The 25476-nt window shown below is 70.7% G+C and carries 15 protein-coding genes; 11 read left to right on the top strand and 4 right to left on the bottom strand.

What is annotated here, in order from left to right; translation table 11 throughout:
- The first annotated feature begins 16 nt into the window (after positions 1-16).
- From ACIO3P_RS34515 to ACIO3P_RS34500, 4 genes are all read left to right on the top strand, one after another.
- A complete protein-coding gene (locus ACIO3P_RS34515; protein ID WP_401850984.1) occupies positions 17-625 on the top strand; it encodes a hypothetical protein in 609 nt (202 codons plus the stop codon).
- Positions 618-1748, top strand: a complete 1131-nt coding sequence (locus tag ACIO3P_RS34510; protein ID WP_401850986.1) for a bile acid:sodium symporter family protein — start codon at positions 618-620, stop codon at positions 1746-1748. Before ACIO3P_RS34515 ends, ACIO3P_RS34510 begins: the two co-directional genes overlap by 8 nt.
- A 355-nt stretch (positions 1749-2103) precedes the next feature.
- Positions 2104-4134 carry a M4 family metallopeptidase gene (locus ACIO3P_RS34505; RefSeq protein ID WP_329829595.1) on the top strand — a complete coding sequence of 677 codons (2031 nt, stop codon included), beginning with the start codon at positions 2104-2106 and terminating at the stop codon, positions 4132-4134.
- 124 nt (positions 4135-4258) lie between these two features.
- Positions 4259-5275 carry a threonine/serine dehydratase gene (locus ACIO3P_RS34500; RefSeq protein WP_401850988.1) on the top strand — a complete coding sequence of 339 codons (1017 nt, stop codon included), beginning with the start codon at positions 4259-4261 and terminating at the stop codon, positions 5273-5275.
- 4 nt (positions 5276-5279) lie between these two features.
- On the opposite strand, the gene ACIO3P_RS34495 is transcribed toward ACIO3P_RS34500, so the two are convergent.
- Positions 5280-6512, bottom strand: coding sequence for an alginate lyase family protein (locus tag ACIO3P_RS34495; protein WP_329829593.1), 1233 nt, complete (start codon positions 6510-6512; stop codon positions 5280-5282).
- A 224-nt stretch (positions 6513-6736) separates the two neighbouring features.
- Positions 6737-9415 (bottom strand): alpha-glucan family phosphorylase, encoded by a 2679-nt coding sequence (gene glgP / locus ACIO3P_RS34490; protein WP_401850991.1) that lies wholly within the window; start codon positions 9413-9415, stop codon positions 6737-6739.
- Positions 9416-10035: 620 nt separating this feature from the next.
- On the opposite strand from glgP, the gene ACIO3P_RS34485 reads away from it, so the two are divergent.
- The 4 genes from ACIO3P_RS34485 (at position 10036) to glgB (ending at position 18137) form a co-directional block, all read left to right on the top strand.
- The gene (locus tag ACIO3P_RS34485; RefSeq protein ID WP_401851735.1) at positions 10036-12042 is read left to right on the top strand and encodes an alpha-1,4-glucan--maltose-1-phosphate maltosyltransferase; all 2007 of its coding nucleotides are present in this window, start codon (positions 10036-10038) and stop codon (positions 12040-12042) included.
- Positions 12039-13775, top strand: coding sequence for a maltose alpha-D-glucosyltransferase (gene treS, locus ACIO3P_RS34480; protein ID WP_329829591.1), 1737 nt, complete (start codon positions 12039-12041; stop codon positions 13773-13775). The genes ACIO3P_RS34485 and treS overlap by 4 nt, the downstream gene beginning before the upstream one ends.
- Before the next feature lie 272 nt (positions 13776-14047).
- Positions 14048-15613: a maltokinase N-terminal cap-like domain-containing protein gene (locus ACIO3P_RS34475; protein WP_329829590.1), complete on the top strand. Its 1566-nt coding sequence runs from the start codon at positions 14048-14050 to the stop codon at positions 15611-15613.
- Positions 15614-15863: 250 nt separating this feature from the next.
- On the top strand, positions 15864-18137 hold the full coding sequence (gene glgB, locus ACIO3P_RS34470; protein ID WP_401851737.1) for a 1,4-alpha-glucan branching enzyme: 2274 nt from the start codon (positions 15864-15866) through the stop codon (positions 18135-18137).
- Between the two features lie 86 nt (positions 18138-18223).
- Here the strand turns inward: glgB and ACIO3P_RS34465 are convergent, their stop codons facing one another.
- Positions 18224-18745 carry a hypothetical protein gene (locus ACIO3P_RS34465; protein ID WP_401978258.1) on the bottom strand — a complete coding sequence of 174 codons (522 nt, stop codon included), beginning with the start codon at positions 18743-18745 and terminating at the stop codon, positions 18224-18226.
- Positions 18746-19579: 834 nt separating this feature from the next.
- On the opposite strand from ACIO3P_RS34465, the gene ACIO3P_RS34460 reads away from it, so the two are divergent.
- From ACIO3P_RS34460 to ACIO3P_RS34450, 3 genes are read left to right on the top strand one after another with little or no spacing between them, the layout of a single operon-like run.
- Complete coding sequence (locus ACIO3P_RS34460) at positions 19580-21802, top strand: glycoside hydrolase domain-containing protein (RefSeq protein ID WP_401850996.1); 2223 nt, start codon at positions 19580-19582, stop codon at positions 21800-21802.
- A gap of 13 nt (positions 21803-21815) precedes the next feature.
- Positions 21816-22280 carry a hypothetical protein gene (locus ACIO3P_RS34455; protein ID WP_401850999.1) on the top strand — a complete coding sequence of 155 codons (465 nt, stop codon included), beginning with the start codon at positions 21816-21818 and terminating at the stop codon, positions 22278-22280.
- Positions 22277-23020 carry a hypothetical protein gene (locus ACIO3P_RS34450; protein ID WP_401851002.1) on the top strand — a complete coding sequence of 248 codons (744 nt, stop codon included), beginning with the start codon at positions 22277-22279 and terminating at the stop codon, positions 23018-23020. The genes ACIO3P_RS34455 and ACIO3P_RS34450 overlap by 4 nt, the downstream gene beginning before the upstream one ends.
- 112 nt (positions 23021-23132) lie before the next feature.
- Here the strand turns inward: ACIO3P_RS34450 and ACIO3P_RS34445 are convergent, their stop codons facing one another.
- The gene (locus ACIO3P_RS34445) at positions 23133-25469 is read right to left on the bottom strand and encodes a HelD family protein (protein ID WP_401851005.1); all 2337 of its coding nucleotides are present in this window, start codon (positions 25467-25469) and stop codon (positions 23133-23135) included.
- Positions 25470-25476 lie beyond the last annotated feature (7 nt).

Genomic DNA, 25476 nt, shown 5'->3' with positions numbered 1-25476 from the left:
GGGGCTGCCGAACCTCGTGTCGTCGAACCTTTTCCGGGCCGGCACCGGCCGGCACCGGAACACCACCGGTGGATTCCGCCTGACACGCGGCTCCACCGCGGGCGTCCTCGCTGTCGCGGGCGCGAGCATCCTGTGCGGCGGCGCCGTCGCCCAGGCCGACGACGACGATGCGCCGACGGCCGGCCCGGTCGCCGGACGGAACGTCGGACTCGTCGTGATCGACAACTCCCATGCCGATTCCTGGCTGGAGATCGACCGCACGCTCAACACACTGATCAGCAGCAAGGGGACGGCGGGCAGCGACCACGACGGGGGCGGCGGCGCGATCGACGTACACACCGGGGACACCGGCACCGCACCGGCACCGGCACCCGCACCGGCGCCCGCACCACCAGCGGCACCCGCACCCGGCCCCCACTCCGGGCCGGCACCCGCACCGGCAAACGCGTCCGCGTCCCCGCCCGCGTCCCCGTCGGATCAGGACGCGTCCGAGTCCCCACCGGCCCAACCCCCTCCCCCCGCACCGGCCCCCGCACGGGCCGCCGGCCCCGCACCCTCCCTCCTCGGATGGATTCCGCAGATCGGCCACCCCCCGTGGCAAGGCGACGACGGCGAAGGTGATTGATGTGACTCAGGAGTCCCGGCCGCTGTCCTGGCCGGGCCGGCTGGGGAAGGCGGTCGACCCCTACGTGGCCGCCCTCCTCGGTACGGTCGTACTCGCCGCGCTGCTGCCCGCGACCGGCGGTGCCGCCGTGGCCGTCGGGAGCGCCGCCGATCTCGCCATCGGGCTGCTCTTCTTCCTCTACGGAGCGCGGCTCTCCACCCGCGAGGCCCTGGACGGCCTGCGCCGGTGGAAGCTCCATCTCGTCGTGGGCGCGAGCACCTTCGCGCTCTTCCCGCTGCTCGGTGTGGCCGCGGGCGGCGTCGTACCGTATCTGCTCACCGAGCAACTGCACATCGGTCTGCTCTTCCTCTGCGTCGTCCCCTCCACCGTCCAGTCGTCGATCGCGCTGACGTCCACGGCCCGGGGCAATGTGCCGGCCGCCATCTGCGCGGGTACGTACTCCAGCCTGGCCGGGATGGTCGCCACACCGCTGCTCGCCGCCTGGCTGATCGGCTCCACGGTCGGCTTCTCGGCGGACCGACTGGTCGCCATCGCCGTCCAGTTGCTGCTGCCGTTCCTCGCGGGGCAGGTACTGCGCCGCTGGATCGGCGCGTTCGTGGGGCGCCACAAGAAGCCGCTCTCCCTGCTGGACCGCGGCTCGATCCTGCTCGTCGTCTACACCGCGTTCAGCCGGGGCATGACCGAGGGCATCTGGCACCAGATCACTCCGGGGCGGCTGATCGGTCTGGTGAGTGTGACGGCGACCCTGCTGGCGCTGGCGCTCGTGACGACGTCGTGCGTCGCGCGGCGGCTCGGCTTCGGCCGGGAGGACCGGATCGCCATCGTCTTCTGCGGCTCGAACAAGAGCCTGGCGACGGGGCTGCCCATGGCGGCGGTGCTCTTCGGGGCCTCGGCGGGACCGGTGATCCTGCCGCTGATGCTCTACCACCAGATGCAGTTGATGGTGTGCGCGGTCATCGCGGCCCGCTGGGCCCGGCAGGCTCCCGGGCCGACGGGGACAAAGGAACCGACGAAGACGAAGGAACCGACGGGGACAGCAGGGACCACGGAGGCAACGGGGCCGACGGCGGCCACGACGTCCGTGCCCCCGTCCCGTCCGGCCGCGCGGAGTACCGCCGTCTGAGCCGGAGCACAGTCAGGAACACGCCACACTGCGACCGGATCAGGTCGGGCGACCACCCTGGTCCGGTTGACACTCCGTTCACACCTTCCGGTCCGGACGAACGCGTGGCCACGGCGCCCTGATGATCGGCGAAACGTCCGCTTAACGAACAGGCAATTTCGGGCAGCGAACGAATTCCGGCCAACTTTTTGACGCGCTCCTGACATGGGTGCGTCACTGCTGCCACTCTTCCCCCGTTCTCCGCACCACCGAGTCCGACCGAGCCACACCACGCTCCACAGCCCGACACAGCTCCGCGTGCACTGTCCGGGTGACCCACCGAGCCGCCCGGTCCCCCCTCGCAGAAGGAGTTCGCGTGAGACCCACGCACAGACCCCGCCGGCGCGCCACGGCCACCGGCGCACTGATCGCCGCAGCAGCCCTTCTCACCGTCGGCGTGCAGGCCGGCACCGCCGTAGCGCAGCCGGACGGCGCCCCCGCGGCGCCGGTCGCCGGCAAGGCCGACCCCGGCGCGCTGCCGCGCTCGCTCTCCCCCGCCCAGCGCGCCGCGCTGCTGCGCGACGCCGACGCGGCCAAGGCGGCGACCGCCGGGGAACTCGGCCTCGGCGCGCAGGAGAAGCTGGTCGTACGCGATGTCGTCCAGGACGTCGACGGGACCACGCACACCCGGTACGAGCGCACCTACCAGGGGCTGCCGGTCCTCGGCGGTGACCTCGTCGTCGCCGCGTCGAAGGCGGGCACGACGCAGTCCGTGAGCAAGGCGTCCAAGGCGGCGCTCACGAACGTGGACACCACGGCCGACGTGGCGCCCGCGGTCGCCGAGAAGCAGGCGCTGAACGCCGCCGCCGCGGAGGGTTCGAAGAAGACCGCGGCCGAGCGCGCGCCGCGCGAGGTCGTGTGGATGGCGCAGGGCTCACCCACGCTGGCCTACGAGACGGTCGTCGGGGGTCTCCAGCACGACGGCACCCCGAACGAGCTGCACGTGGTCACCGACGCGTCCTCCGGCAAGAAGCTGTACGAGTGGCAGGCCGTCAAGAACGGTGTGGGCAACTCCCAGTACAGCGGCCAGGTCACCCTCGGCTCCACCGCGTCGGGCTCGACGTACAACCTCACCGACGGGGGCCGCGGCAACCACCGTACGTACAACCTGAACCGCGGTACGTCGGGCACCGGGACGCTCTTCTCCAACTCCACCGACGTCTGGGGCAACGGTCTGCCCGCCAACCTGGAGACGGCGGGCGCCGATGCCGCGTACGGCGCCGCCGAGACCTGGGACTACTTCAAGAACGTGCACGGCCGCACCGGTATCCGCGGTGACGGCGTCGGCGCGTACTCCCGCGTCCACTACAGCAGCGGCTATGTCAACGCGTTCTGGCAGGACTCCTGCTTCTGCATGACGTACGGGGACGGTTCCGGCAACGCCAGGCCGCTGACCTCCATCGACGTCGCCGCCCACGAGATGTCCCACGGCGTCACCGCCAACACGGCCGGCCTGGTCTACAGCGGTGAGTCCGGCGGTCTGAACGAGGCCACCTCCGACATCTTCGCCGCGGCCGTCGAGTTCTACTCCGACACCGCGAGCGACCCGGGCGACTACCTCGTCGGCGAGAAGATCAACATCAACGGCAACGGCACGCCGCTGCGCTACATGGACCAGCCGAGCAAGGACGGCGCCTCCAAGGACTACTGGTACTCCGGCATCGGTGGTGTCGACGTCCACTACTCCTCGGGCCCGGCGAACCACTTCTTCTACCTGCTCTCCGAGGGCAGCGGTGCCAAGACGGTCAACGGGGTCTCGTACAACTCCCCGACCTCCGACGGGCTGCCGGTGACCGGCATCGGCCGGGACAAGGCCGAGCAGATCTGGTTCAAGGCGCTCTCCACGAAGTTCACCTCCACGACCAACTACGCGGCGGCCCGCACCGGCACGCTCGCGGTCGCCGGTGAGCTGTACGGCACCACGAGCGCCGAGTACACGGCCGTGCAGAACGCGTGGGCCGGTATCGCGGTCGGCCCCCGCCCGGGTGGCGGCGGTACGGGCCAGGCGTTCGAGTCCACGACGACGGTCGCCATCCCGGACAACGGCGCGGCGGTCACCTCGCCGCTCGTCGTCTCGGGCGTCACGGGCAACGCCCCGTCCACCCTCCAGGTCGACGTGAACATCACGCACACCTGGCGCGGTGACCTGGTCATCGACCTGGTGGGCCCGAGCGGCACGTCGTACCGGCTGAAGGCGTCGAGCAGCGGCGACTCGGCGGACAACGTGATCGAGACGTACTACGTCAACGCCTCGTCCGAGGTGGCCAACGGCACCTGGACGCTGAAGGTCCAGGATGTCGCGTCGCAGGACACGGGCCGGCTCAACAGCTTCAAGCTCACTTTCTGAACCGTCGTCCCACCGGAAGCCGCCCGGGGTGTCCCTGCCCCGGGCGGCTTTCCGCCGTCCCGGGCGGCGTACGGTTCACGGTGTCCATCGGTCCCACCGAGCGTCCCATCGGCAGGAGCAGCACATGTCCGGACTCACCTACGACGACGTCAAGCAGGCGGCGGACCGTGTCGCCGGGCAGGTACGCCCCGTCTCCCTGGCGCCGATGGACCCCGCCCCCGCGTCCGGCATCGACAACGGCATCGACAACGGCTCCGGCTCCGGTGCGGAGACGTGGCTGGCGCTGGAGTACCTCCAGTACACCGGCAGCTTCAAGGCCCGCGGCGCCCAGAACTTCCTCCGCGCCCACCGCGCCTCCGGCACCCTGCCGGACGCGGGCGTGACCATCGCCTCGGGCGGCAACGCGGGGCTCGCCTGCGCGTGGGCGGCGCGGCAGCAGGGCGTACGGGCGACGGTCTTCCTGCCGGAGACGGCCCCGCCGGTGAAGGTCGGCCGTCTGCGGTCGTACGGCGCGGACGTGCGGCTGGTCGGGGCCACCTACGGCGAGGCGCTGGCGGCGTGCGCGGAGTTCGCCGCCACGAGCGGCGCGCTGGCCTCGCACGCGTACGACCATCCGCTGATCGCCGCCGGCGCCGGCACCCTGATGGAGGAGATCCACGCCCGGCTCCCCGAACTGGACACGGTGGTGGTGTCGGTGGGCGGCGGCGGCCTGTTCACGGGTGTGGCCACCGCCGCCCTCCACCACGGCGTACGGGTCGTCGCGGTCGAGCCGGAGAACTGCCGCGCCCTGAACGCGGCGCTGGAGGCGGGCCGCGTGGTGGACGTCCCGGTCGACTCGGTCGCCGCCGACTCGCTGGGCGCGTCCCGCGCCTCCGCGATGGCCCTCCACACCGCCGGTCAGGAGGGGGTGCGTTCGGTCCTGGTCACGGACACCGCGATCACGGCGGCCCGCCGGACGCTCTGGGAGGACCACCGCATCGCCGTGGAGCACGCGGCGTCGACCGCGCTGGCGGCGCTCGTCTCCGGTCAGGAGGACGGGGGGTACGGCTACCGGCCCGCCCCGGGCGAGCGGGTCTGTGTGGTGCTGTGCGGCGCCAACACCGACCTCGGCTCCCTGACTTCGGCGCCTGTGGCTCCGTAATCCTCTAGTGAGGGTTGCTCGCGTTGGTGAGCGTCTCCCAGGCCACGAACAGGTTGTTGGTGCCCGCCGGGCGCTGCTGTTCCGTCAGGCGCTGCGTGTTGGTCATCGCGTAACCCAGCCGGGTGTTCAGCGCGTTGAAGCCGACCTCGGTGATCGGCCCGAGCCCCCGGGTCACACTGCCGCCGCAGAGTGAGGACGGTACGGACTCGGCCTGGATCTCGTACTTCGACTGGAACCCCAGCGCCTGCCGCAGCCGCTCGCCGACCTGCGGGAACAGGTCCTGGCCCTGGAGGCGTGCCGTCTCGTAGACATGGGCGACGGACGAGATGCCGTAGCCGGTGTGGACGAAGTCGCGGCAGGTCTCCTGGGTGAGGCCGGTGACGAAGGTGCCCTGGCCCTGCCAGTAACTGACGATCTTGGCGCGGGTGTTGAGGTTCTGGCTCGGTACGGTCCTGGGCAGATCGCCGTCCGAGGACAGGTAGATGTACGCGGGCACCCGGACCAGGTAGGTGTTGACCGCCTTGTCGTAACTCGCCTTGTCGTCCAGGAAGACGGCGATGGAGACCGCCGCCTCCATCATCGTGAGCTCCCAGTTCCCGTTGGAGTTCGAGCCGTTGATGATCTCGGGCAGGTAGACGGTACGGAGCATCGTCGCGAACCGCCCGGAGTTGGGCCAGTTGCCGTACACATGCTTGATGATCTCGGCGGCCTTGGGCCAGGAGGACCCGGCCCATCCCGTCTGGAGCGGGGCGTTGCTGTTGGTGTGGTCCTGGATCGTGGCGGACCAGGCGTCCATGAGCTGGATCGCCTTCTGGGCGTAGCGGTCGTCGCGGGTGATGTACCAGGTGAGGGCGGCGGTGTAGGCGGCGATCGCGTCCTCGCGCTCGTCCGTGCAGCCGTTGTTGGGGTTGGAGTACGAGCCGCACTCGACGACCGCGCGGGGCTTGGCGGTCCGGGAGAGGGAGGCGTACCGGCTCGCCGCCATCGCGTCGTACGCGCTCTTCCAGGGCTGCGCCCCGGCCTGCACCTTGCCGCGTACGAAGTCGAGTTGGGCGGTGTTGAGGTTCACGCCGGGGTGGGTGAAGTTCGCGGGCGCGGCGGCGACGGGGGCCGTGGCCGCCGCCGTGACCGCCTCGGGGGCCTGCTGGGCGGAGGCCGGTGTCACGAGGGCCGCGGCGGTGAGCGCGGCGAGTGCGGTGGAGAGCCCGAGGACGCGGGCGATGGATCCGGGGCGCATGTGGGGGTGCCTTCCGGTCGGTGACGGTCTGTCACGTTCGGTGAGGAATGGCGCTGCGATCCCCCGTTCCGATCACCCACATGAACACCGGGTGGGTTTGTGAACCGGGGAGCTGACCGTGGAACCTAGAACCATCACCTGGGTGCGTCAAGGTCTGGACCAATCCCCGTCGTGGGGCCCGGTCCTGGGCCGGACCGGCCCAGGGCCCGGAACCCCCACGGCGTTCAGCGCAGCAGGACCCCCGCGCCCTCCCCCGTCGCCTCCGTCGGCAGCGCCACCAGCCCCAGGTCCGCGCTGGTGGCGAGCAGCGGGTGGGCGGGCAGGACGCGGACGGTGTAGCCGTACGGGCCCGTACGGTCCAGGGCGAGCGGGCCCTCGTACACCCAGCGGCCCTCCAGGTCGGGGCCGCCCGCCGGTTTGAGCGGGAAGGGCCGGGCGTCCACGAGCGCGTCGTCCGAGCCGACCCGGCCCGCGACGGCCTGCACCTCGACGTCGTCGGGCCGCAGTTCGCCGAGACCGACACCGACCCGGAGGGTGAGTGTGGAGCCCAGCTCCGTGCTGCCACCGGCGCCGGTGGCCGCCACCGCCTCCACGTGGTCGACGGAGACGTACGGCCACAGCGTGCGCGTCCGGTACTTCCAGGCGGCCAGCTCCGCCGCGCGGCCGGGGTCGAGCGAGCGGTGGGCGCGGGCGGCCGGGGCGTAGAGCCGTTCCACGTACTCGCGCACCATGCGTCCCGCGAGCACCTTCGGTCCCAGGGTGACCAGGGTGCGCCGGACCATCTCGATCCAGCGGTCCGGCAGCCCGTCCGCTCCCCGGTCGTAGAAGCGCGGCGCGACCCGGTCCTCGATGAGTTCGTAGAGGGCGTTCGCCTCCAGGTCGTCCCTGCGGTTCTCGTCGGCGGTCCCGGTGTCGGCGGTGGGGATCGCCCAGCCGAAGTCGGGCTCGAACCACTCGTCCCACCAGCCGTCCAGGACCGACAGGTTGAGACAGCCGTTGAGCGCGGCCTTCATCCCGCTGGTGCCGCACGCCTCCAGCGGGCGCAGCGGGTTGTTCAGCCAGACGTCGCAGCCGGGGTAGAGCTTCTGCGCCATGCCCATGCCGTAGTCGGGCAGGAAGACGATGCGGTGGCGTACGCGCGGGTCGTCGGAGAACCGCACCAGCTCCCGCACCAGCCGCTTCCCGCCGTCGTCGGCCGGGTGCGCCTTGCCCGCGACGACGATCTGGACCGGCCGCTCGGGGTGGAGCAGCAGCTCCGTGAGCCGGTCGCGGTCGCGGAGCATCAGCGTGAGGCGCTTGTACGAGGGGACGCGGCGGGCGAAGCCGATGGTCAGGACGTCCGGGTCGAGGACGCCGTCGATCCACCCCAGTTCGGCGTCCTCGGCGCCGCGCAGCCGCCAGGAGGCGTGCAGCCGCCCGCGTACCTCGCTCACGAGCTGGGCGCGCAGCGCGCGCCGTACGTCCCAGAGCGCGGCGGCGGGGGTGGCGGCGAAGTCGGGCGGGTCGGCGAGGTCCCGGGCGCCGGGGTCCTGGCGGGCGCCGAGGCGGGCCATCTCGGGCGCGGTCCAGGTCGGTGCGTGCACCCCGTTGGTCACGGAGACGATGGGCACCTCCTCCGGGTCGAAGCCCGGCCAGAGCCCGGCGAACATCTTCCGGCTGACGGCGCCGTGCAGGGTGGAGACGCCGTTGGCGCGCTGGGCGAGCCGCAGCCCCATGACCGCCATGTTGAACAGGTGGGGCTCGCCGCCGGGGTAGCTCTCCCTGCCGAGGCCGAGGACCCGCTCGGCGGGTACCCCGGGCAGTTCGCCGTCGTCGCCGAAGTGGCGGGCGACCAGGTCGCGGTCGAAGCGGTCGATCCCGGCCGGGACGGGGGTGTGCGTGGTGAAGACCGTACCGGCGCGGACCGCCTCCAGCGCGGCCTCGAACCCCATCGCCGTACCGGATTCCGTACCGGACAGGGCGTCGGCCGGTGTGCTGACGAGTTCGCGGATGCGTTCCAGGCCGAGGAAGCCCGCGTGCCCCTCGTTGGTGTGGAACACCTCGGGCGCGGGGTGGCCGGTGAGCCGGCAGTACGTGCGGAGCGCGCGGACGCCGCCGATGCCGAGCAACATCTCCTGGAGGAGGCGGTGTTCGCTGCCGCCGCCGTAGAGCCGGTCGGTGACGTCGCGTTCGCCGGGGCCGTTCTCCTCGACGTCGGAGTCGAGCAGCAGCAGGGGTACGCGGCCGACGTGGGCCTGCCAGACGCAGGCGTGCAGGGTGCGGTGGCCGGGCAGGGCGAGGGTGACCCGGGCCGCGGTGCCGTCGGGCTCGCGCAGCAGGGTCAGGGGCAGTTCGTTGGGGTCGAGGACCGGGTACTGCTCCTGCTGCCAGCCGTCCCGCGAGAGCGACTGGCGGAAGTAGCCGTGCCGGTAGAGCAGGCCGACGCCGATGAGCGGTACGCCGAGGTCGCTGGCGGCCTTGAGATGGTCGCCTGCGAGGATGCCGAGGCCGCCGGAGTACTGGGGCAGGGCGGCCGTGACCCCGAACTCCGGCGAGAAGTAGCCAATGGCGGCGGGCAGCTCCGCGCCCCCGCTCGCGCCCCCGTCCGCGCCGCCCGTGTCCCCGTCGCGCTCCTGGTACCACCGCGCACCGCGCAGATAGGTGTCGAGATCGGCGGCGGCGGCCGTGAGCCGGTCGAGGAAGGCGCGGTCGGCCGCCAGTTCCGTGAGGCGCGCCGCGGAGACACCGCCCAGCAGCCGTACGGGGTCGGCGCCCGCGGCACGCCACCCGGCGGGGTCGACGGCCTCGAAGAGTTCGCGGGTCTCGGTATGCCAGGACCAGCGCAGATTGCGGGCGAGGTCGCTGAGCGGTTGGAGTGGTTCGGGCAGGACGGGGCGGACGGTGAACCGACGGATTGCCTTCACGTGTTCCACCTTCGCAACCGGGAGGGGCGGACAGCCGGACAGCAGAAGAGCCGGGGCGGGCACACCACACGGTGCGCCCGCCTCTCCTCGAAGGTAGCCCTACCCCGACGCGCGGGGCCACGGCGCACTCGTGGGGGTGAATGCACTCCATTCGCTCCCTCCCCGGTGGTTTCCCCGGTTGTTCCGTCGGTGATACCGGGGACGTGGTGGCGACGTCGCCTTACGGACACCCATGGGGTCCAGGGTCGCGACACGCGCCACCGCCCGTATCGGCCGAAACCCACCCCCTCGCGGCAGGCATGCCCCGACCCGGCCGGAGTAGGAGGAGTTAACACACCGCTGGATTACCGCCCCGAAACGAGTGGGAAGGCTCCAGCGGTACCTACCGCACACGAGCGCGTCTCGTCCCGATTTCCAGCGCTATTCGAGTGAACGCGGACAGGAGCGGCCATGCTCGCAGCCTCGCAGTCGCCCATAGAGCAGCTACAAAGAGCATCAAAACCACGAAAATCGCGCAAACCTTCTCTCTCCACGGCACTGCAGCAGCTCCACCCGCGCCACCCGCTTCACCCGCCCTGCCTGTCAAGCCCGCACAGCCCTCAGGTGATCCCGTGAAACCGCTGATCGGACGCATTCCCGTCCTGGACGTACGCCCACTCGTCGACTGCGGAAGACGCCCCGCGAAGGCGGTGACCGGTGAGTCCTTCCAGGTCACCGCGACCGTCTTCCGCGAAGGCCATGACGCCGTCGCCGCCAATGTCGTTCTCGTGGACCCGGGCGGACGCCCCGGCCCGTGGACCCCGATGCGTGAACTCGCCCCCGGCACCGACCGCTGGGGCGCGGAGGTCACCCCCACCGAGGAAGGCCGGTGGACGTATACCGTCGAGGCGTGGAGCGACCCCGTCGCGACCTGGCGCCACGCCGCGGGCATCAAGATCCCGGCCGGCACCGACGCGACCGACATCGCCCTGGTCCTCGCGGAGGGTGCCGAACTGTACGAGCGCGCCGCCGCCGGTGTGCCCAAGCGGGACGGCCGGGAGGCCGTGCTCGCCGCCGCCGACTCCCTGCGGGACACCGCGCTGCCGGCCGCCGCCCGGCTGGCCGCCGCGCTCTCCCCCGAGGCGACCGCAGCCCTCGACCGTCATCCGCTGCGGGATCTGGTCAGCTCATCGCGCCCCGTGCCGCTGCTCGTCGAGCGCCGGCGTGCGCTGTACGGATCGTGGTACGAACTCTTCCCGCGCTCCGAGGGCGCGGTCGTCAGGAAGGGCGAGCCGCCGGTGAGCGGCACCTTCAGGACGGCGGCCGGGCGGCTGCCCGCCGTGGCCGCGATGGGGTTCGACGTCGTCTACCTGCCGCCGATCCACCCCATCGGCACCACGTTCCGCAAGGGCCCCAACAACAGTCTGACCCCCGGCCCCGAGGATGTCGGGGTGCCCTGGGCGATCGGCTCGGCCGAGGGCGGCCACGACGAGATCCACCCGGACCTGGGGACGATCGAGGACTTCGACCACTTCGTGGAGACGGCCCGCACCCTGCGGATGGAGATCGCGCTCGACTTCGCGCTCCAGTGCTCGCCGGACCACCCGTGGGTCGAGAAGCACCCGGAGTGGTTCCACCACCGCGCGGACGGCTCGATCGCGTACGCGGAGAACCCGCCGAAGAAGTACCAGGACATCTACCCGATCGCCTTCGACACCGATCTGCGCGGACTGGTCCGGGAGACCACCCGCGTGCTGCGGTACTGGATGGCGCACGGCGTACGGATCTTCCGCGTCGACAATCCGCACACCAAGCCGGTGCTCTTCTGGGAGAAGGTCATCGCGAACATCAACCGCACGGATCCGGACGTCATCTTCCTGGCCGAGGCGTTCACCCGGCCCGCCATGATGCGTACGCTCGGCGCGGTCGGCTTCCAGCAGTCGTACACGTACTTCACGTGGCGCAACAGCAAGCAGGAGCTGACCGAGTACCTGACGGAGCTGTCAGGCGAGTCGGCCTGGTCCATGCGGCCCAACTTCTTCGTCAACACCCCGGACATCCTGCACGCCTACCTCCAGCACGGCGGCCGGCCCGCCTTCGAGGCGCGGGCGGTGCTCGCGGCGACGATGGCGCCTTCCTGGGGCGTGTACGCCGGCTTCGAACTCTGCGAGAACACCCCGGCCAAACAAGGGAGCGAGGAGTACCTCGACTCGGAGAAGTACCAGCTCAGGCCCCGGGACTGGGAGGCCGCCGAGCGGGAGGGCCGGACGATCGCGCCGCTGATCACGGCGCTCAACCGGATCAGACGGCGCCACCCCGCCCTCCAGCAGCTCCGTGACATCCACTTCCACCACGCGGACAACGACGCGGTCATCGCGTACAGCAAGAGGTCGGGCACGGACATCGTTCTGGTGGTCGTCAACCTCGACCCTCACCACACCCAGGAGGCGACGGTCTCGTTGGACATGGCACGGCTCGGCCTCGCATCGATGCGGGGGCACGAGACCGTGCCGGTGCGCGACGAGCTCACCGGCGAGACCTATCACTGGGGCAGCTCCACCTATGTGCGCCTAGAGCCGGGTGTCACGCCCGCGCACATCGTGGTTCTGCGACCGTCCCCGCCGATCGGAGGGTCACCCACATCATGATCGTCAATGAGCCGGTCCACGACACGTTCGAGGACACCCCGGCCAAGGACCGCGATCCCGACTGGTTCAAGCGCGCCGTCTTCTACGAGGTCCTGGTGCGTTCGTTCCAGGACAGCAACGGCGACGGCATCGGTGACCTCAAGGGCATCACCGCCAAGCTGGACTATCTGCAATGGCTCGGGGTCGACTGCCTCTGGCTGCCGCCGTTCTTCAAGTCGCCGCTGCGCGACGGCGGCTACGACGTCTCCGACTACACGGCGGTGCTCCCCGAGTTCGGCGACCTCGCCGACTTCGTGGAGTTCGTCGACGCCGCGCACCAGCGCGGCATGCGCGTGATCATCGACTTCGTCATGAACCACACGAGCGATCAGCACGACTGGTTCCAGGAGTCCCGCAAGGACCCCGACGGGCCGTACGGCGACTACTACGTCTGGGCCGACGACGACAAGGCGTTCCAGGACGCCCGGATCATCTTCGTCGACACGGAGACGTCGAACTGGACCTTCGACCCGGTCCGCAAGCAGTACTACTGGCACCGCTTCTTCTCCCACCAGCCCGATCTCAACTACGAGAACCCGAAGGTGCAGGAGGAGATCGTCTCCGCGCTGCGCTTCTGGCTGGACCTGGGCATCGACGGCTTCCGGCTGGACGCCGTGCCGTACCTGTACCAGCAGGAGAACACCAACTGCGAGAACCTGCCGGCCACCCACGAGTTCCTGAAGCGGGTCCGGGCGGAGATCGACGCGAACTACCCCGACACCGTGATCCTCGCCGAGGCCAACCAGTGGCCGGAGGACGTCGTCGACTACTTCGGCGACTACGCGAAGGGGGGCGACGAATGCCACATGGCGTTCCACTTCCCCGTGATGCCGCGGATCTTCATGGCCGTACGGCGCGAGTCCCGCTACCCGGTCTCGGAAATCCTGGCGAAGACCCCGGCGATCCCGAGTAGCTGCCAGTGGGGCATCTTCCTGCGCAACCATGACGAGCTGACCCTCGAAATGGTCACGGACGAAGAGCGCGACTACATGTACGCGGAGTACGCGAAGGATCCGCGGATGCGCGCCAACATCGGCATCCGGCGCCGCCTCGCCCCGCTGCTGGACAACGACCGCAACCAGATCGAGCTGTTCACGGCGCTGCTGCTGTCGCTGCCCGGCTCCCCGATCCTCTACTACGGGGACGAGATCGGGATGGGTGACAACATCTGGCTGGGCGACCGGGACGCCGTACGGACGCCGATGCAGTGGACCCCGGACCGGAACGCGGGCTTCTCGTCCAGCGACCCCGGGCGGCTCTATCTGCCGACGATCATGGACCCGGTCTACGGGTACCAGGTCACCAACGTGGAGGCGGCGATGGCGTCGCCGTCCTCGCTGCTGCACTGGACCCGGCGGATGATCGAGATCCGGAAGCAGAACCCGGCCTTCGGGCTCGGCTCGTACACGGAGCTGCCGTCGTCCAACCCGGCGGTGCTGGCCTTCCTGCGCGAGGCGCCCTCCCAGGAGGGCGAGGGCGACGACCTGGTGCTGTGCGTGCACAACTTCTCGCGCTTCGCGCAGCCGACGGAGCTGGACCTGAAGACGTTCAGCGGCCGGCATCCGGTGGAGCTGATCGGCGGGGTGCGGTTCCCGGCGATCGGGGAGTGGCCGTATCTGCTGACGCTGGCGGGACACGGCTTCTACTGGTTCAGGCTGCGGAAGGACACCGCCGCCACCGCGCCTCCCGCGTGATCCGCGCACCTCTCCTGTCCGCCGGATCCGAGGGGCCCTTGTGACACGGAGTTAACCCGTGTCGTGGTGCGGGGCGGTTTCCACCGCCTCGCACGGGGCACTCTCCTCCACATCCAGTTCGATCGATTCGATCAAATTCGTATTGAGTTCGTACGGAATCGATCCGTACGGATCATCCTCACCCGACACGTCCCGCACAGACGGACAGCCGTTGCCGCAATCCGGGACACTCTGCGCATCCTGTGGTGTGCCCGGGGAAAGGACGCGATGCCATGTCGAAGGCTGCATCCACCCGGTTTACTCCGGGTCTCGCCGACAGAAGCAACCCTCCGCAGGACCCCGTCACGTCCCCGGCCCAGGACGCCCGCCCCGACCACGGCGTCCCGCGAATCAGGAGTGCCCTGTCCCCCGCGCAGTCCCCCGCCCCCGCTCTCTCCGACGCCGAGGCACGGGCCCTGGTCGGCTCCCTCGCGCCGCTGCTCCATGAGTGGCTGCCCCGCCAGCGCTGGTTCGCGGGCAAGGGCCGCCCCGTCACCGGCTTCGTACCGGTCGCCGTCACGGAACTGCTGCCCCAGAGCGCCGGCGGGCCCGGCCTGTTCCATCTGCTCGTACGGGTGGAACAGCGCGGCGCCGCGAGCCCGGCCCCCGCGAGCAGCCGCTACCAGGACTGCTACCAGCTCCTCCTCGGCGTACGCCACTCCCTGCCCGCCCCGCTCGCCGCCGCCGCGATCGGCCGCGTGGAGCAGGGGCCGCTGGCCGGCCGTACCGTCTACGAGGGCCTGCACGACCCGCGCGTCGCCGACCTGCTGCTGGAGCGGCTGCGCACCCCCGACACCCGGGGACCGCTGCGGTTCTGCCGCGCGGCGCCCCTGCCCGCCGGGCTCACCGGCCGGCTGCTCGACGCGGAGCAGTCGAACTCCTCGCTGGTGTACGGGTCAGGCGGCTCGGACGCGTACATCCTGAAGATCCTGCGCCGGGTCTTCCCCGGCCCCCACCCCGATCTGGAACTGCCGCTCGCCCTGGCCGCCGAGGGATGCGAGCGGGTCCCCGCGCCGGTCGGCTGGATCGAGGCGGCCGACCCGTCCGGCGGCGGACTGCCGGGCAGCGGGGAGACCCTGACCCTCGGTGTGCTCCAGCCGTATCTGCGCGACTCCCGGGACGGCTGGTGCCTGGCGCTGGCCGCGCTCACCGGCGACCGGGAGTTCACCGCGGAGGCGCGGGCGCTGGGCCGGGCCACCGCCGAGGTGCACACCGCGCTCGCCGCCGCGCTGCCGACCGTGACACTGGGCCGCCGGCAGACCGCGCAACTCGCCGACGGGATGACCGAACGCCTCGAAGCCGCGGCGCGCGCGGTGCCCGCGCTGCTCCCGTACGTCCCCGGGCTGCGCACCGCGTTCGACGCGCTCGCCGCGCCGGCCGGGGCGGGACGGGGCAGGCTCGCGCAGCGGGTGCACGGCGACCTCCATCTCGGCCAGGCCCTGCGGACACCGGACGGCCGCTGGTCGGTCATCGACTTCGAGGGCGAGCCCGCGAGGCCGCTCGCGGAACGGCGCCGTCCGCAGCCACCGGTCCGCGATGTCGCGGGCATGCTCAGGTCCTTCGACTACGCGGCGCGCTCCCACGAGCCGTGGCGCCCCGACTGGGCCACGCGCTGCCGTGCGGCGTACTGCGAGGGGTACGCCGCGGCGGCGGGCACCGATCCGCGCGCGGAGCCGGAGCTGCTGCGCGCGTACGAGACGGACAAGGCGGTCTACGAGGTCCTGTACGAGGCGAGGCACCGCCCCGACTGGCTCCCGGTCCCGATGGCGGCGATCCGCCGACTGGCCGCGGGCACCTGACCGGCGCGCGGCCCGCCCGTCCACCCGCACGTCCCTCCTTCCTCCCTTCCCCCTTCTCCTCCCCTCTCCCCTCCCCCGTTCGACAACGAAGCCCCTTCACCGAAGCCCCTTCGAGGAGGCAGCCCCCGTGACCGCCCGCACGCCGTCCGACCGGACTCCCCAACCCACGTCGAAGTCCACGTCGAAGTCGAAGCCCAAGGCCAGGCCCAAGGCGAAGCCGAAGGCCGCGTCGTCCGCCGCCGCGCTCCCGATCCCCGCCCCCGCGACGGCGCCCGTCCCCACCGGGGGCCTTGCCGCGGCGGCGCCCCGGGTGCGCGTCGCGCCGCCGCTGGACGCGGGCGACCGGGACCGGCTGCTCAGCGGGACCCACCACGATCCGCACGGGCTGCTGGGGGCGCACCCCGTGCCGGACGGTGTGGTGTTCCGGGTGCTGCGGCCGTACGCGCGGGCCGTCACCGTACGCGCCGAGAACCTGCGGGCGGAGCTGACCGACGACGGTGACGGCTTCTTCTCCGGTGTCCTGCCGCTGCGCACGGTGCCCGCGTACACCCTGCTCGTCCGCTACAGCGACGCCGACTCCGCCGCTGAGCCGGACGAGGTGGAGGTGCGGGACCCGTACGGTTTCCTGCCGGCGCTCGGGGATCTCGATCTGCATCTGATCGGCGAGGGCCGCCACGAGGAGCTGTGGAAGGCGCTCGGCGCGCTCCCGATGACCCACCAGGGGGTGACCGGGACCCGGTTCACCGTCTGGGCGCCGAACGCGCGCGGGGTGCGGATCGCCGGTGACTTCAACTACTGGGACGGTACGAGCCTGCCGATGCGCTCGCTCGGCTCCACGGGGGTGTGGGAGCTGTTCGTGCCGGGGATCGGCGAGGGCGCGCTCTACAAGTTCGACATCGCCCGCCCCGACGGTTCGCACACCCTGCGTGCCGACCCGATGGCCCGGCGTACGGAGGTGCCGCCCGCGACCGCGTCGATCGTCACCGAGTCCCACCATGTGTGGCGTGACGGGGAGTGGCTCGCGCGGCGCGGTGAACGCCCGGTGCACGAGGCGCCGTTCTCCGTCTACGAGGTCCATCTCGCCTCCTGGCGACCGGGGTTGACGTACCGTCAGCTAGCGGCGCAGCTTCCCGCGTACGTGAAGGACCTGGGCTTCACGCACGTCGAGCTGATGCCGGTCGCCGAGCATCCGTTCGGCGGTTCGTGGGGGTATCAGGTCACCGGGTTCTACGCGCCGACGTCCCGCATGGGCACGCCCGACGACTTCCGGTACCTGGTGGACGCCCTGCACCGGGCGGGCATCGGGGTGCTCGTCGACTGGGTGCCCGCGCACTTCCCGAAGGACGAGTGGGCGCTGGCCCGCTTCGACGGCCGGCCGCTGTACGAGCACGCGGATCCGCAGCGGGCCGAGCACCCGGACTGGGGGACGCTGGAGTTCGACTACGGGCGTACGGAGGTCCGCAACTTCCTGGTCGCCAACGCGGTGTACTGGTGCGAGGAGTTCCACATCGACGGGCTGCGCGTGGACGCGGTCGCCTCGATGCTCTACCTCGACTACTCGCGCGAGGCGGGCCAGTGGTCCCCGAACGAGCACGGCGGCCGGGAGAATCTGGACGCGGTGGCGTTCCTCCAGGAGATGAACGCGACGGTCTACCGCCGCTGTCCCGGCGTCGTGACGATCGCCGAGGAGTCCACCGCCTGGAACGGGGTCACCCGCCCCACCCACCATGTGGGTCCCGACGGGCTCGGCGGGCTGGGCTTCGGGCTGAAGTGGAACATGGGGTGGATGCACGACTCGCTGGACTACGTCTCCAAGGAGCCGGTGCACCGCAAGTACCACCACGGGGAGATGACGTTCTCCATGGTGTACGCGTACAGCGAGAACTACGTGCTGCCGATCTCGCACGACGAGGTCGTGCACGGCAAGGGCGCCCTGGTCGCCAAGATGCCCGGCGACTGGTGGCAGCAGCGCGCCAACGAGCGCGCGTACCTCGGCTTCATGTGGGCCCACCCCGGAAAGCAACTCTTGTTCATGGGGCAGGAGTTCGCCCAGGGCGCGGAGTGGTCGGAGGGCCACGGCCCGGATTGGTGGCTGCTGGACCCGTCGTACGAGGCGGAGGCGGACCACCGGGGCGTGCGCGATCTGGTCCGCGACCTGAACACGGTGTACGGCGTGACGCCCGCGCTCTGGGAGCGGGACACCGTCCCGGAGGGCTTCGCCTGGGTGGACGGCGACGCGGGCGAGGACAACGTCTTCGCCTTCCTCCGCTTCGACGCGCAGGGCGCGCCGCTGCTGGCGGTCTCGCACTTCTCACCGGTGGTCCGCCACCAGTACCGGCTGGGCGTCCCCGAGGAGTTCACGGCCTGGACCGAGGTCCTGAACACGGACGCGGCGCGGTACGGCGGCGGTGACGTCCTCAACCCGGACCCGCTGAAGCCGGAGTCGGTGGCCGCGCACGGCAGACCGGCGAGCGTCCAGCTCACCCTGCCCCCGCTCGCGACGGTCTGGCTGCGGCCGGTCTGACCCGCCGGTCCGGCATACCATCAGGGAGACGTGGCCCCGCCGGATCCGCTCGCCGGCGGGGCCACCACGTCGTACGGACGGGTTCCTCAGCCGCAGGGGAACACGTACGAGGACTTGTAGTTGATGGACAGGCTGGACGAGCTCGTGCCCATCTTCGCGGTCACCGGGGCGCACGCGAAGCTGCTGATGTAGACGGGGCCGGCGTACTGGCTGAAGTTGCCGGAGTCGGTGTCACAGGCCGTGCCGCCCACCTTGCAGACCTGCACGTACATGTACCGTGACGCGCCGACGTTGTTGTCGAGGATGGCGCAGCCCCCGGCGCTGCCCTCATAGGCGAACAGCATCGCCAGACGCATGTTCGGGTCGGTTCCCAGGGGCAGCGGGGTGGCCGACCTCAGGCTGTAGCTGCTGCCGCAGACGTTGGCGGCGGCCACGGCCTCCGCGGCGGCCTTGGGGTCGGTCCGGACGAGGGCCTTCGTGGCGGCGTCGGCCTCGCTCGACACGCGCACGGAGGGCGTGTCCACGGCGACGGCCTGCGGGGCGGACACGGCGGCGGCGAACAGGGCGGTCGCCGCTACGGCGACACGCATGGGTATGGATCTCAGCATGAGTCAGAGGCTCTTTTCTGCGGGAGGTTCCCGCGGGAGACACTCCTGCCCGGGCAGCACCTTCGCCGTACCGGTCATGAGTCCGTTCGAATCGGCGCGCAATGGGCCGACGGTGGCTTCGTGCTGTGAACGCCAGGTCACTCTAGGTGCGGCGAGAACGGGCGCGCAACGGGAATCCAACCTTGGCCACCTCGGTTGACCAGCGGAAACAGCGAGAGCGGCCCTCAAGCGGAATCCCGCGACAGCCACCACGAGCGACGCGGGAACGGACGGACCCCCTCCTCGACGGGGCGAACCGGAAGGACGAGGGGGAGGTTCCGCTTCACCGGGAGACGGCTGAATCAACTCACTGTCGATCACATCACAGGCCGGAGCGGCGCCGGTGGATTCCCTTCAAAAGGAGCATTTTCCCGGAAACAGAGCCGGTCGACAGCGATTCGGCGACGAGTTGGCAATGAGTTAGCGACGAGAATAAGCCATTCCGTTTATGCCGCTTCTGCTGCCGCTCCAGCCCGTAGGGCCGGACGGCGCAGGGATGCGCGGGTGAACTCCGTACACCGCGCCCCTTCCGGCACCGTGCCTCTTTCGCGCCACCGCCGTACAGACCGAAAGATATTCCTGGCGCTGCTTCTCCTTCCGCGCCTAGGGTGACCAGCAGCGCGAGGCCGCTGTGACCAGGCTGCCCGCACGCACGCCGGCGAACGGCGCGGGGGGAATTTCATTCACGGGGGATCTGTCGGCATGCCGCGATGCCGGCCGTCCGCCCCCGCGTGCCTTCTCCGTCGCGTCCGACGCCGTCATGTTCCGCCTGACCGCGACTGACAGGGGATCCACATGGCCGACGAGATGGTGCGTAAAGCCCAGCAGTTCATCAACGGTGTCTACGGAGGAAAGCTCGGCATCGATCGTGTCCCCGAGACCGGGGCGACCGGATGGACGACGATGTTCGCCCTCACCCGTGCCCTCCAGTACGAACTCGGCATCACCAGCCTGTCGGACACCTTCGGGCCCACCACGCTCAACACCCTCCAGTCCAAGTACCCGACGCTCAACGGCGCCACGGTCCCGTCCCAGAACTTCGCCAAGATCATCCAGTCCGCCCTCTACTGCAAGGGCTACGACGGCGGCGACATCGACGGGACGTACAACTCCCGTGTGGCCGCGTCGGTCACCAAGCTGAAGCAGGACATGGGCGTGGACTTCGTCCACCCCGGCGGCAATCTGGTGCCGAAGGTCTTCAAGGGCCTGCTCAACATGGACGCCTACATCACCGTCAACGGCGGCTCCGACACCATCCGGGCCGTGCAGAGATGGCTGAACGGGTCGTACGTCAACCGAAGAGACTTCTTCGTCATCCCGGCCGACGGCCATCACTCGCGTGACGTCGCCAAGTCCATGCTGTTCGCCGTGCAGTACGAACTCGGCATGGCCGACGGTACGGCCAACGGCGTCTTCGGACCCGGCACCCAGAGCGGACTGAGGTCCCACACCGTCTCCAGCGGCAGCTCCGGCCCGTGGGTACAGCTCTTCTCGGCCGGCATGGTCCTCAACCAGCGGCCCGTGGCCTTCACCTCCACCTTCACCAGCGCCCTCGCCTCGGCGGTCTCCGCCTTCCAGTCGTTCGTGAAGCTCCCCGTCAACGGCACCGGGGACTTCGCGACCTGGGCCTCCCTCCTGGTCTCCTACGGCGACCAGTCGCGCAGCGGTGAAGCCTGTGACGGCGTCACCCTCATCACCCCGGCGCGCGCGGCGACGCTGAAGGCCCAGGGCATCACGTACATCGGCCGCTACCTCACCAACCCGATCCCCGACGACCCGGACCTGCCGGAGAAGGCGATCCAGCCCGGCGAACTCCGGACCATCGCCGACAACGGACTGCGCTGCTTCCCGATCTACCAGACCTTCGGGCGCGCCGCCGACAACTTCAGCTACCCGCAGGGGCGCGCGGCCGGGCAGGCCGCGATCAACGCGGCGCTGGACCACGGCTTCAAGTCGGGCACCCGGATCTTCTTCGCCGTGGACTTCGACGCCCTCGACGAGGACGTCACCAGCAGTGTCCTGCCGCACTTCAAGGGCATCGTGGACGCGGTCGCCGACGACGGCAACCGGTTCGGGATCGGGGTCTACGGTCCGCGCAACGTATGCACCCGGGTCTCCGCGGCCGGTCACGCCACCGCGTCGTTCGTCTCCGACATGTCCTCCGGGTTCTCCGGGAACTTCGGCTACCCGCTGCCCGAGAACTGGGCCTACGACCAGATCGTCACCCGTACCGTCGGCTCCGGTGCCGGATCGATCAACATCGACATCAACATCGCCTCCGGGCGGGACACCGGACAGGGATCGTTCAACGCTCCCCGTACCCCTCTCCCGGACACCCGGCTCGACTCCTCCGTCATCAGCTCCATGCAGACGGACGTCGGCAAGTACATGGAGTCGATCGGCTTCCCCAACGACGGCGGATTCAGGTCGCACACGCACGAGACGTGCTTCCGGACGGTCGTGGTCGAGTACGACACCGTCATCACCCAGCTCGCCTACCGGTACAAGATGCGCAAGGCCCTCATCCAGACGTCCGCGTACTGGGAGATGCGGCACATCGACGCGATCGACGTGGGCAAGGACCTCGAAGTCATAGCGGAGTTCAACACCACGGGATCGTTCAGGGACAGCTCCACGGGCATCTGCCAGATCTTCGGAAGGACCGCCGTTCTGGCCTGGAACCACTGCATCGGCAGGGGCTACACCGAGGGCACCATCCGCAATGTCAACAGCAACCAGGACAAGTACAACGTCTGGCGCGACTGCATGGACGACGACCAGTTCGCCATATCCACCGTCCCCCTGATCCACCTGTGGAACGCGGACGGGGCTCCGGGGAACGTCATCGAGGAGACCGCTCTCCGCTCCATGCGCCTCGACTACACGGAGAGCGAGATATTCCAGATACTGCGCCGCTACCAGGGGTCGGCCGAGTCCGAGGCGACCCCGCACGCCAGGCAGCGGATGGCGCTGTACCAGGTCATGGAGAAGTACAACTCCATCTCCCGCAACGTCTGACAGGCTTCGCCCCATGCTGGTGACAGACACGTCCGACGACCTCTCCATCGGCCTCGTGCTCCTGCTGAACGTGATCGGCCTCGGTGTCACGCCCTGGCTCGCCGTCCGCGGAGTGCGGTTGCTGACCCGGAGGAAGAACCGCGACACGCACACGGTCGTCAGAGGAACCGCCGCACTGGCGTGGGCCTGTGCGATCGGTATGTACACCTGGGGTGTGCTGCACTTTCTGCTCCTGGACGAGAGCAGCCAGACCCAGGCATGTCAGGAGCGGGTGGGATCGGAGCGGGCCAGGTCCGTCAGCGGCCACGAGTACTCCTTCCTCCCCCTGCGTTTCAGGTGTCAGGTCACCACCGGGGAGACGTACGACGCCGTCGTGCCCGGATATGTGAATCCCGCGGCAGGAGCCTTCGGGCTCGCCGCCGCCGCGTTGACCTTTGTCGCACGCCCCAAGTACTGGTACGAGGAGGAAAAGAAGTGACGGTGCACATTTCTCGCCGCACAGCCCTGCGACGGGCCGCGTTCGTCGCGGCCGGCGTCGCCGTCGGCTCCCATCTGCTGTCCCTTCCCGCCCACGCCGCGGGCAGGACCCCGGACCCCGCGAAGATCCGTCAGGAGATACGGAAGGCGCAGGAGCGCAACAAGCGGGTCCTGACCGGCGTTCCGTCGAAGAACGGGTGGGAGATGGAGAAGACCGTGGACGACCACGGTCACATCTACACCAGACCGCTCCCCGGACTCCCGCTCGACGGTGTCCAGATGCGGATGGCCGAGGTCGAGACGGTGCTGGTCCACGTGGTCAGCCGGTTCCACTACGAGATCGACGCCCTGCGCGCGGGCGAGGTCGTCGGCTGGCAGCGGCCCGGCTCCGTACGGAAGGGGCTGGCGGAGTCCAACCTGGCCTCCGGTACGGCGGTACGGATCCGGCCCGGCTCGTACCCGTCCGGGGCGCGCGGCGGCTTCTACCCGCTGGAGGAACTGGTCCTGAGGGACATCCTCGCCGACTGCGAAGGCGTGGTCCGCTGGGGCGGCGACGACCGTACTCCGGACGAGTCGCTGTTCTCCATCGACGTGCCCCCGGGTGACGAGCGGCTCACCGAGGTCGCCGCGAAGATCCGTGGCTGGACCCACACCCCCGGTCAGGGCTCCGGCGTCCTCGTCGACCCCCGCAGGCCCGAGCGCCGCAAGGCCGCCGAGCGGCTCGCCGCCCAGCAGGGCTGAGGCCGGGCCCCGGTGGTGAGGCGGACGGGCCGGTCCTCCTCACCACCGCTCAGGGGGCCATGACGCGGCGCGGGGGCGGCGTGCGGGAGACGCGGGTGGGCACGCCGCCCTTCTACAGCGTCGTCTTGAGCCGGGAGGGGACCGCCCTGTCCCTGACGATGCCGAGCCGCTGCGTCGCCCGGGTCAGCGCCACGTACAGGTCGTTCGTGCCGCGCGGTGAGCCGTCCATGATGGCCTCCGGGTCCACGACGATCACCGTGTCGAACTCCAGCCCCTTCGCCTGGCGGGGGTCGAGGAGGACCACCGGCCGGGTCAGGTCGGGGGTGACGCCCCAGGACGCTTCCGGGATTTCGGCCGCCAGGGCGGGGAGCAGAGCCGTCGGGGCGATCACCGCGAGACGGCCGGAGCCGGGGTCCGTGTCCGGGCGTTCGGTTGTCAGTTGTGCGGCGGTGCGGGCCAGTTCGGATTGGTCGACGGCACGTACGACCGGGCCGTGGCCCGTGGACCGTACGGACCTCGGCGGTTCGAAGAGCGGGTCCGTCAGCCGTCGTACCTCGGCCGCGACCTCCATGATCTCGGTCGGCGTACGGTAGTTGACGCCGAGCTTCGTCAGCTCCCAGCGCTGCTGGACGTACGGCTCCAGGATCTGGCTCCAGGAGTCGCAGCCCGCCGCGTCGCCCGTCTGGGCCGGGTCCCCGACCAGGGTCATGGACCGGCTCGGGCAGCGGCGCATCAGCAACCGCCAGGCCATCGCGGAGAGTTCCTGCGCCTCGTCCACGACGATGTGACCGAAGGCCCAGGTGCGGTCGGCGGCGGCCCGCTCGGCGGCGCTGCGGGTGTCGGTCTCCTCGTGGCGCTCCGCGAACCGTTCGGCGTCGATGATGTCGTGCGCCGCCAGGACCTCCGAGTCCTCGTCGGCCTGGTCCTCGAACTCCTGGGTACGGGAGCCGTACGACAGCTCCAGCACGCCCTGCGCGTAGGCGATGCGCTCCTGGCGCTCCAGTGCCGCCGTGGCGCGGGCCGCCGCGTCGTCCTCGCCGAGGAGCTCCGCCGCCTCGTCGAGCAGCGGCACATCGGCCGGGGTCCAGTCGATCCGCGCGTCGGCGCCGGTGCGGGGTCCCGGGCGGCGTACGGCGGCGGCGTCGGCCGTGTCGAGCCGTACCGGCGCCGCCAGGACGTCGGCGACGAACCGCTCCGGGGTCAGGCTCGGCCAGAGCGTGTCGATCGCGGCCTGGACGTCGCGGCTGGTGGCGACCTCCTTGCCGAGCTGGGCGACGTCCGCCGGTTCGAGGAGGTTGTCGCCGCCGAGCGGGTCGGCGCCGAGCCGGTCCACGAGCTGGGCCGTGAGCGCGTCGATGATCCGGAAGGCGAAGGTGGGCCGCGCCAGGTTGTGCGGCAGGCCGGTGTCGCGGGCGCGCTGCCTGGCCTCGTACGCCGTGGCGCGGTCCAGCAGCAGGGTGCCGTACTCCTCGTGCGGGATCTCCAGGACGGGGTCGGGCAGGGTCTGCCGGTCCCGCAGCTCCTCGGCCAGGACGCGCGCCATGTCGGCCCGGCCCTTGACCTCGGCGGCCTCCGGGGTGTCCGTACCGGTGGCGTGCACCCCGGGGAACAGCTCCCCGGTGGTCGACAGCAGCACGCCGGTCTCGCCGAGCGAGGGCAGCACCTCGCCGATGTAGCCGAGGAAGGCCGGGTTCGGGCCGACGATCAGCACGGCGCGGCGGGCGAGCTGCTCGCGGTAGGCGTAGAGGAGGTACGCGGCACGGTGCAGCGCGACGGCGGTCTTGCCGGTGCCGGGGCCGCCCTCGACGACCAGGACGCCGCGGTACGGGGCGCGGATGATGCGGTCCTGCTCGGCCTGGATGGTCTGGACGATGTCGCTCATCCGGCCCGTGCGCGCGGAGTTGAGCGCGGAGAGGAGGACGGCGTCGCCGTCCGGGTCCTCGTACCCGGTGCGGGTGGTGTCGCTGAGGTCCATGATCTCGTCGTGGAGCGCGGTGACCGTGCGCCCCTGGGTGGTGATGTGACGCCGGCGGCGCAGCCCCATCGGGGTGTGGCCGGTGGCGAGGTAGAAGGGGCGCGCCACGGGGGCCCGCCAGTCGATCAGCAGCGGGGTCCGGTCGGGGTCGTCGCGGCGCATTCCGATACGTCCGATGTGGTGGGTCACGGTGGCCCCGGGTGCGATGTCCTCGGGGCCGATGTCCGCCCCGGGCACGGTGTCCTCGGACGCACGGTCGTGGAGGTCGATACGGCCGAAGCACAGGCCGGACTCCACGGCGTTGAGGGTGGACATGCGGCCGGCGTGCTCCGCGACGCTGACGTCCCGCTCGACCCTGGCCTGCCGCACGGTGCTGACCTGGCCGATCGACGCGTCCATCGCCGACTCGGCCTGCTCCCTCAGAGTGTCGAGCCGGTCATAGAGGAGGGAGACGAATTGCTGCTCGTTCCGCAATTCCTCG

This window comes from Streptomyces sp. NPDC087310 (genome assembly GCF_044744405.1).
Lineage (GTDB): Bacteria > Actinomycetota > Actinomycetes > Streptomycetales > Streptomycetaceae > Streptomyces.
This window is presented reverse-complemented; position numbering and strand designations above follow the sequence as displayed.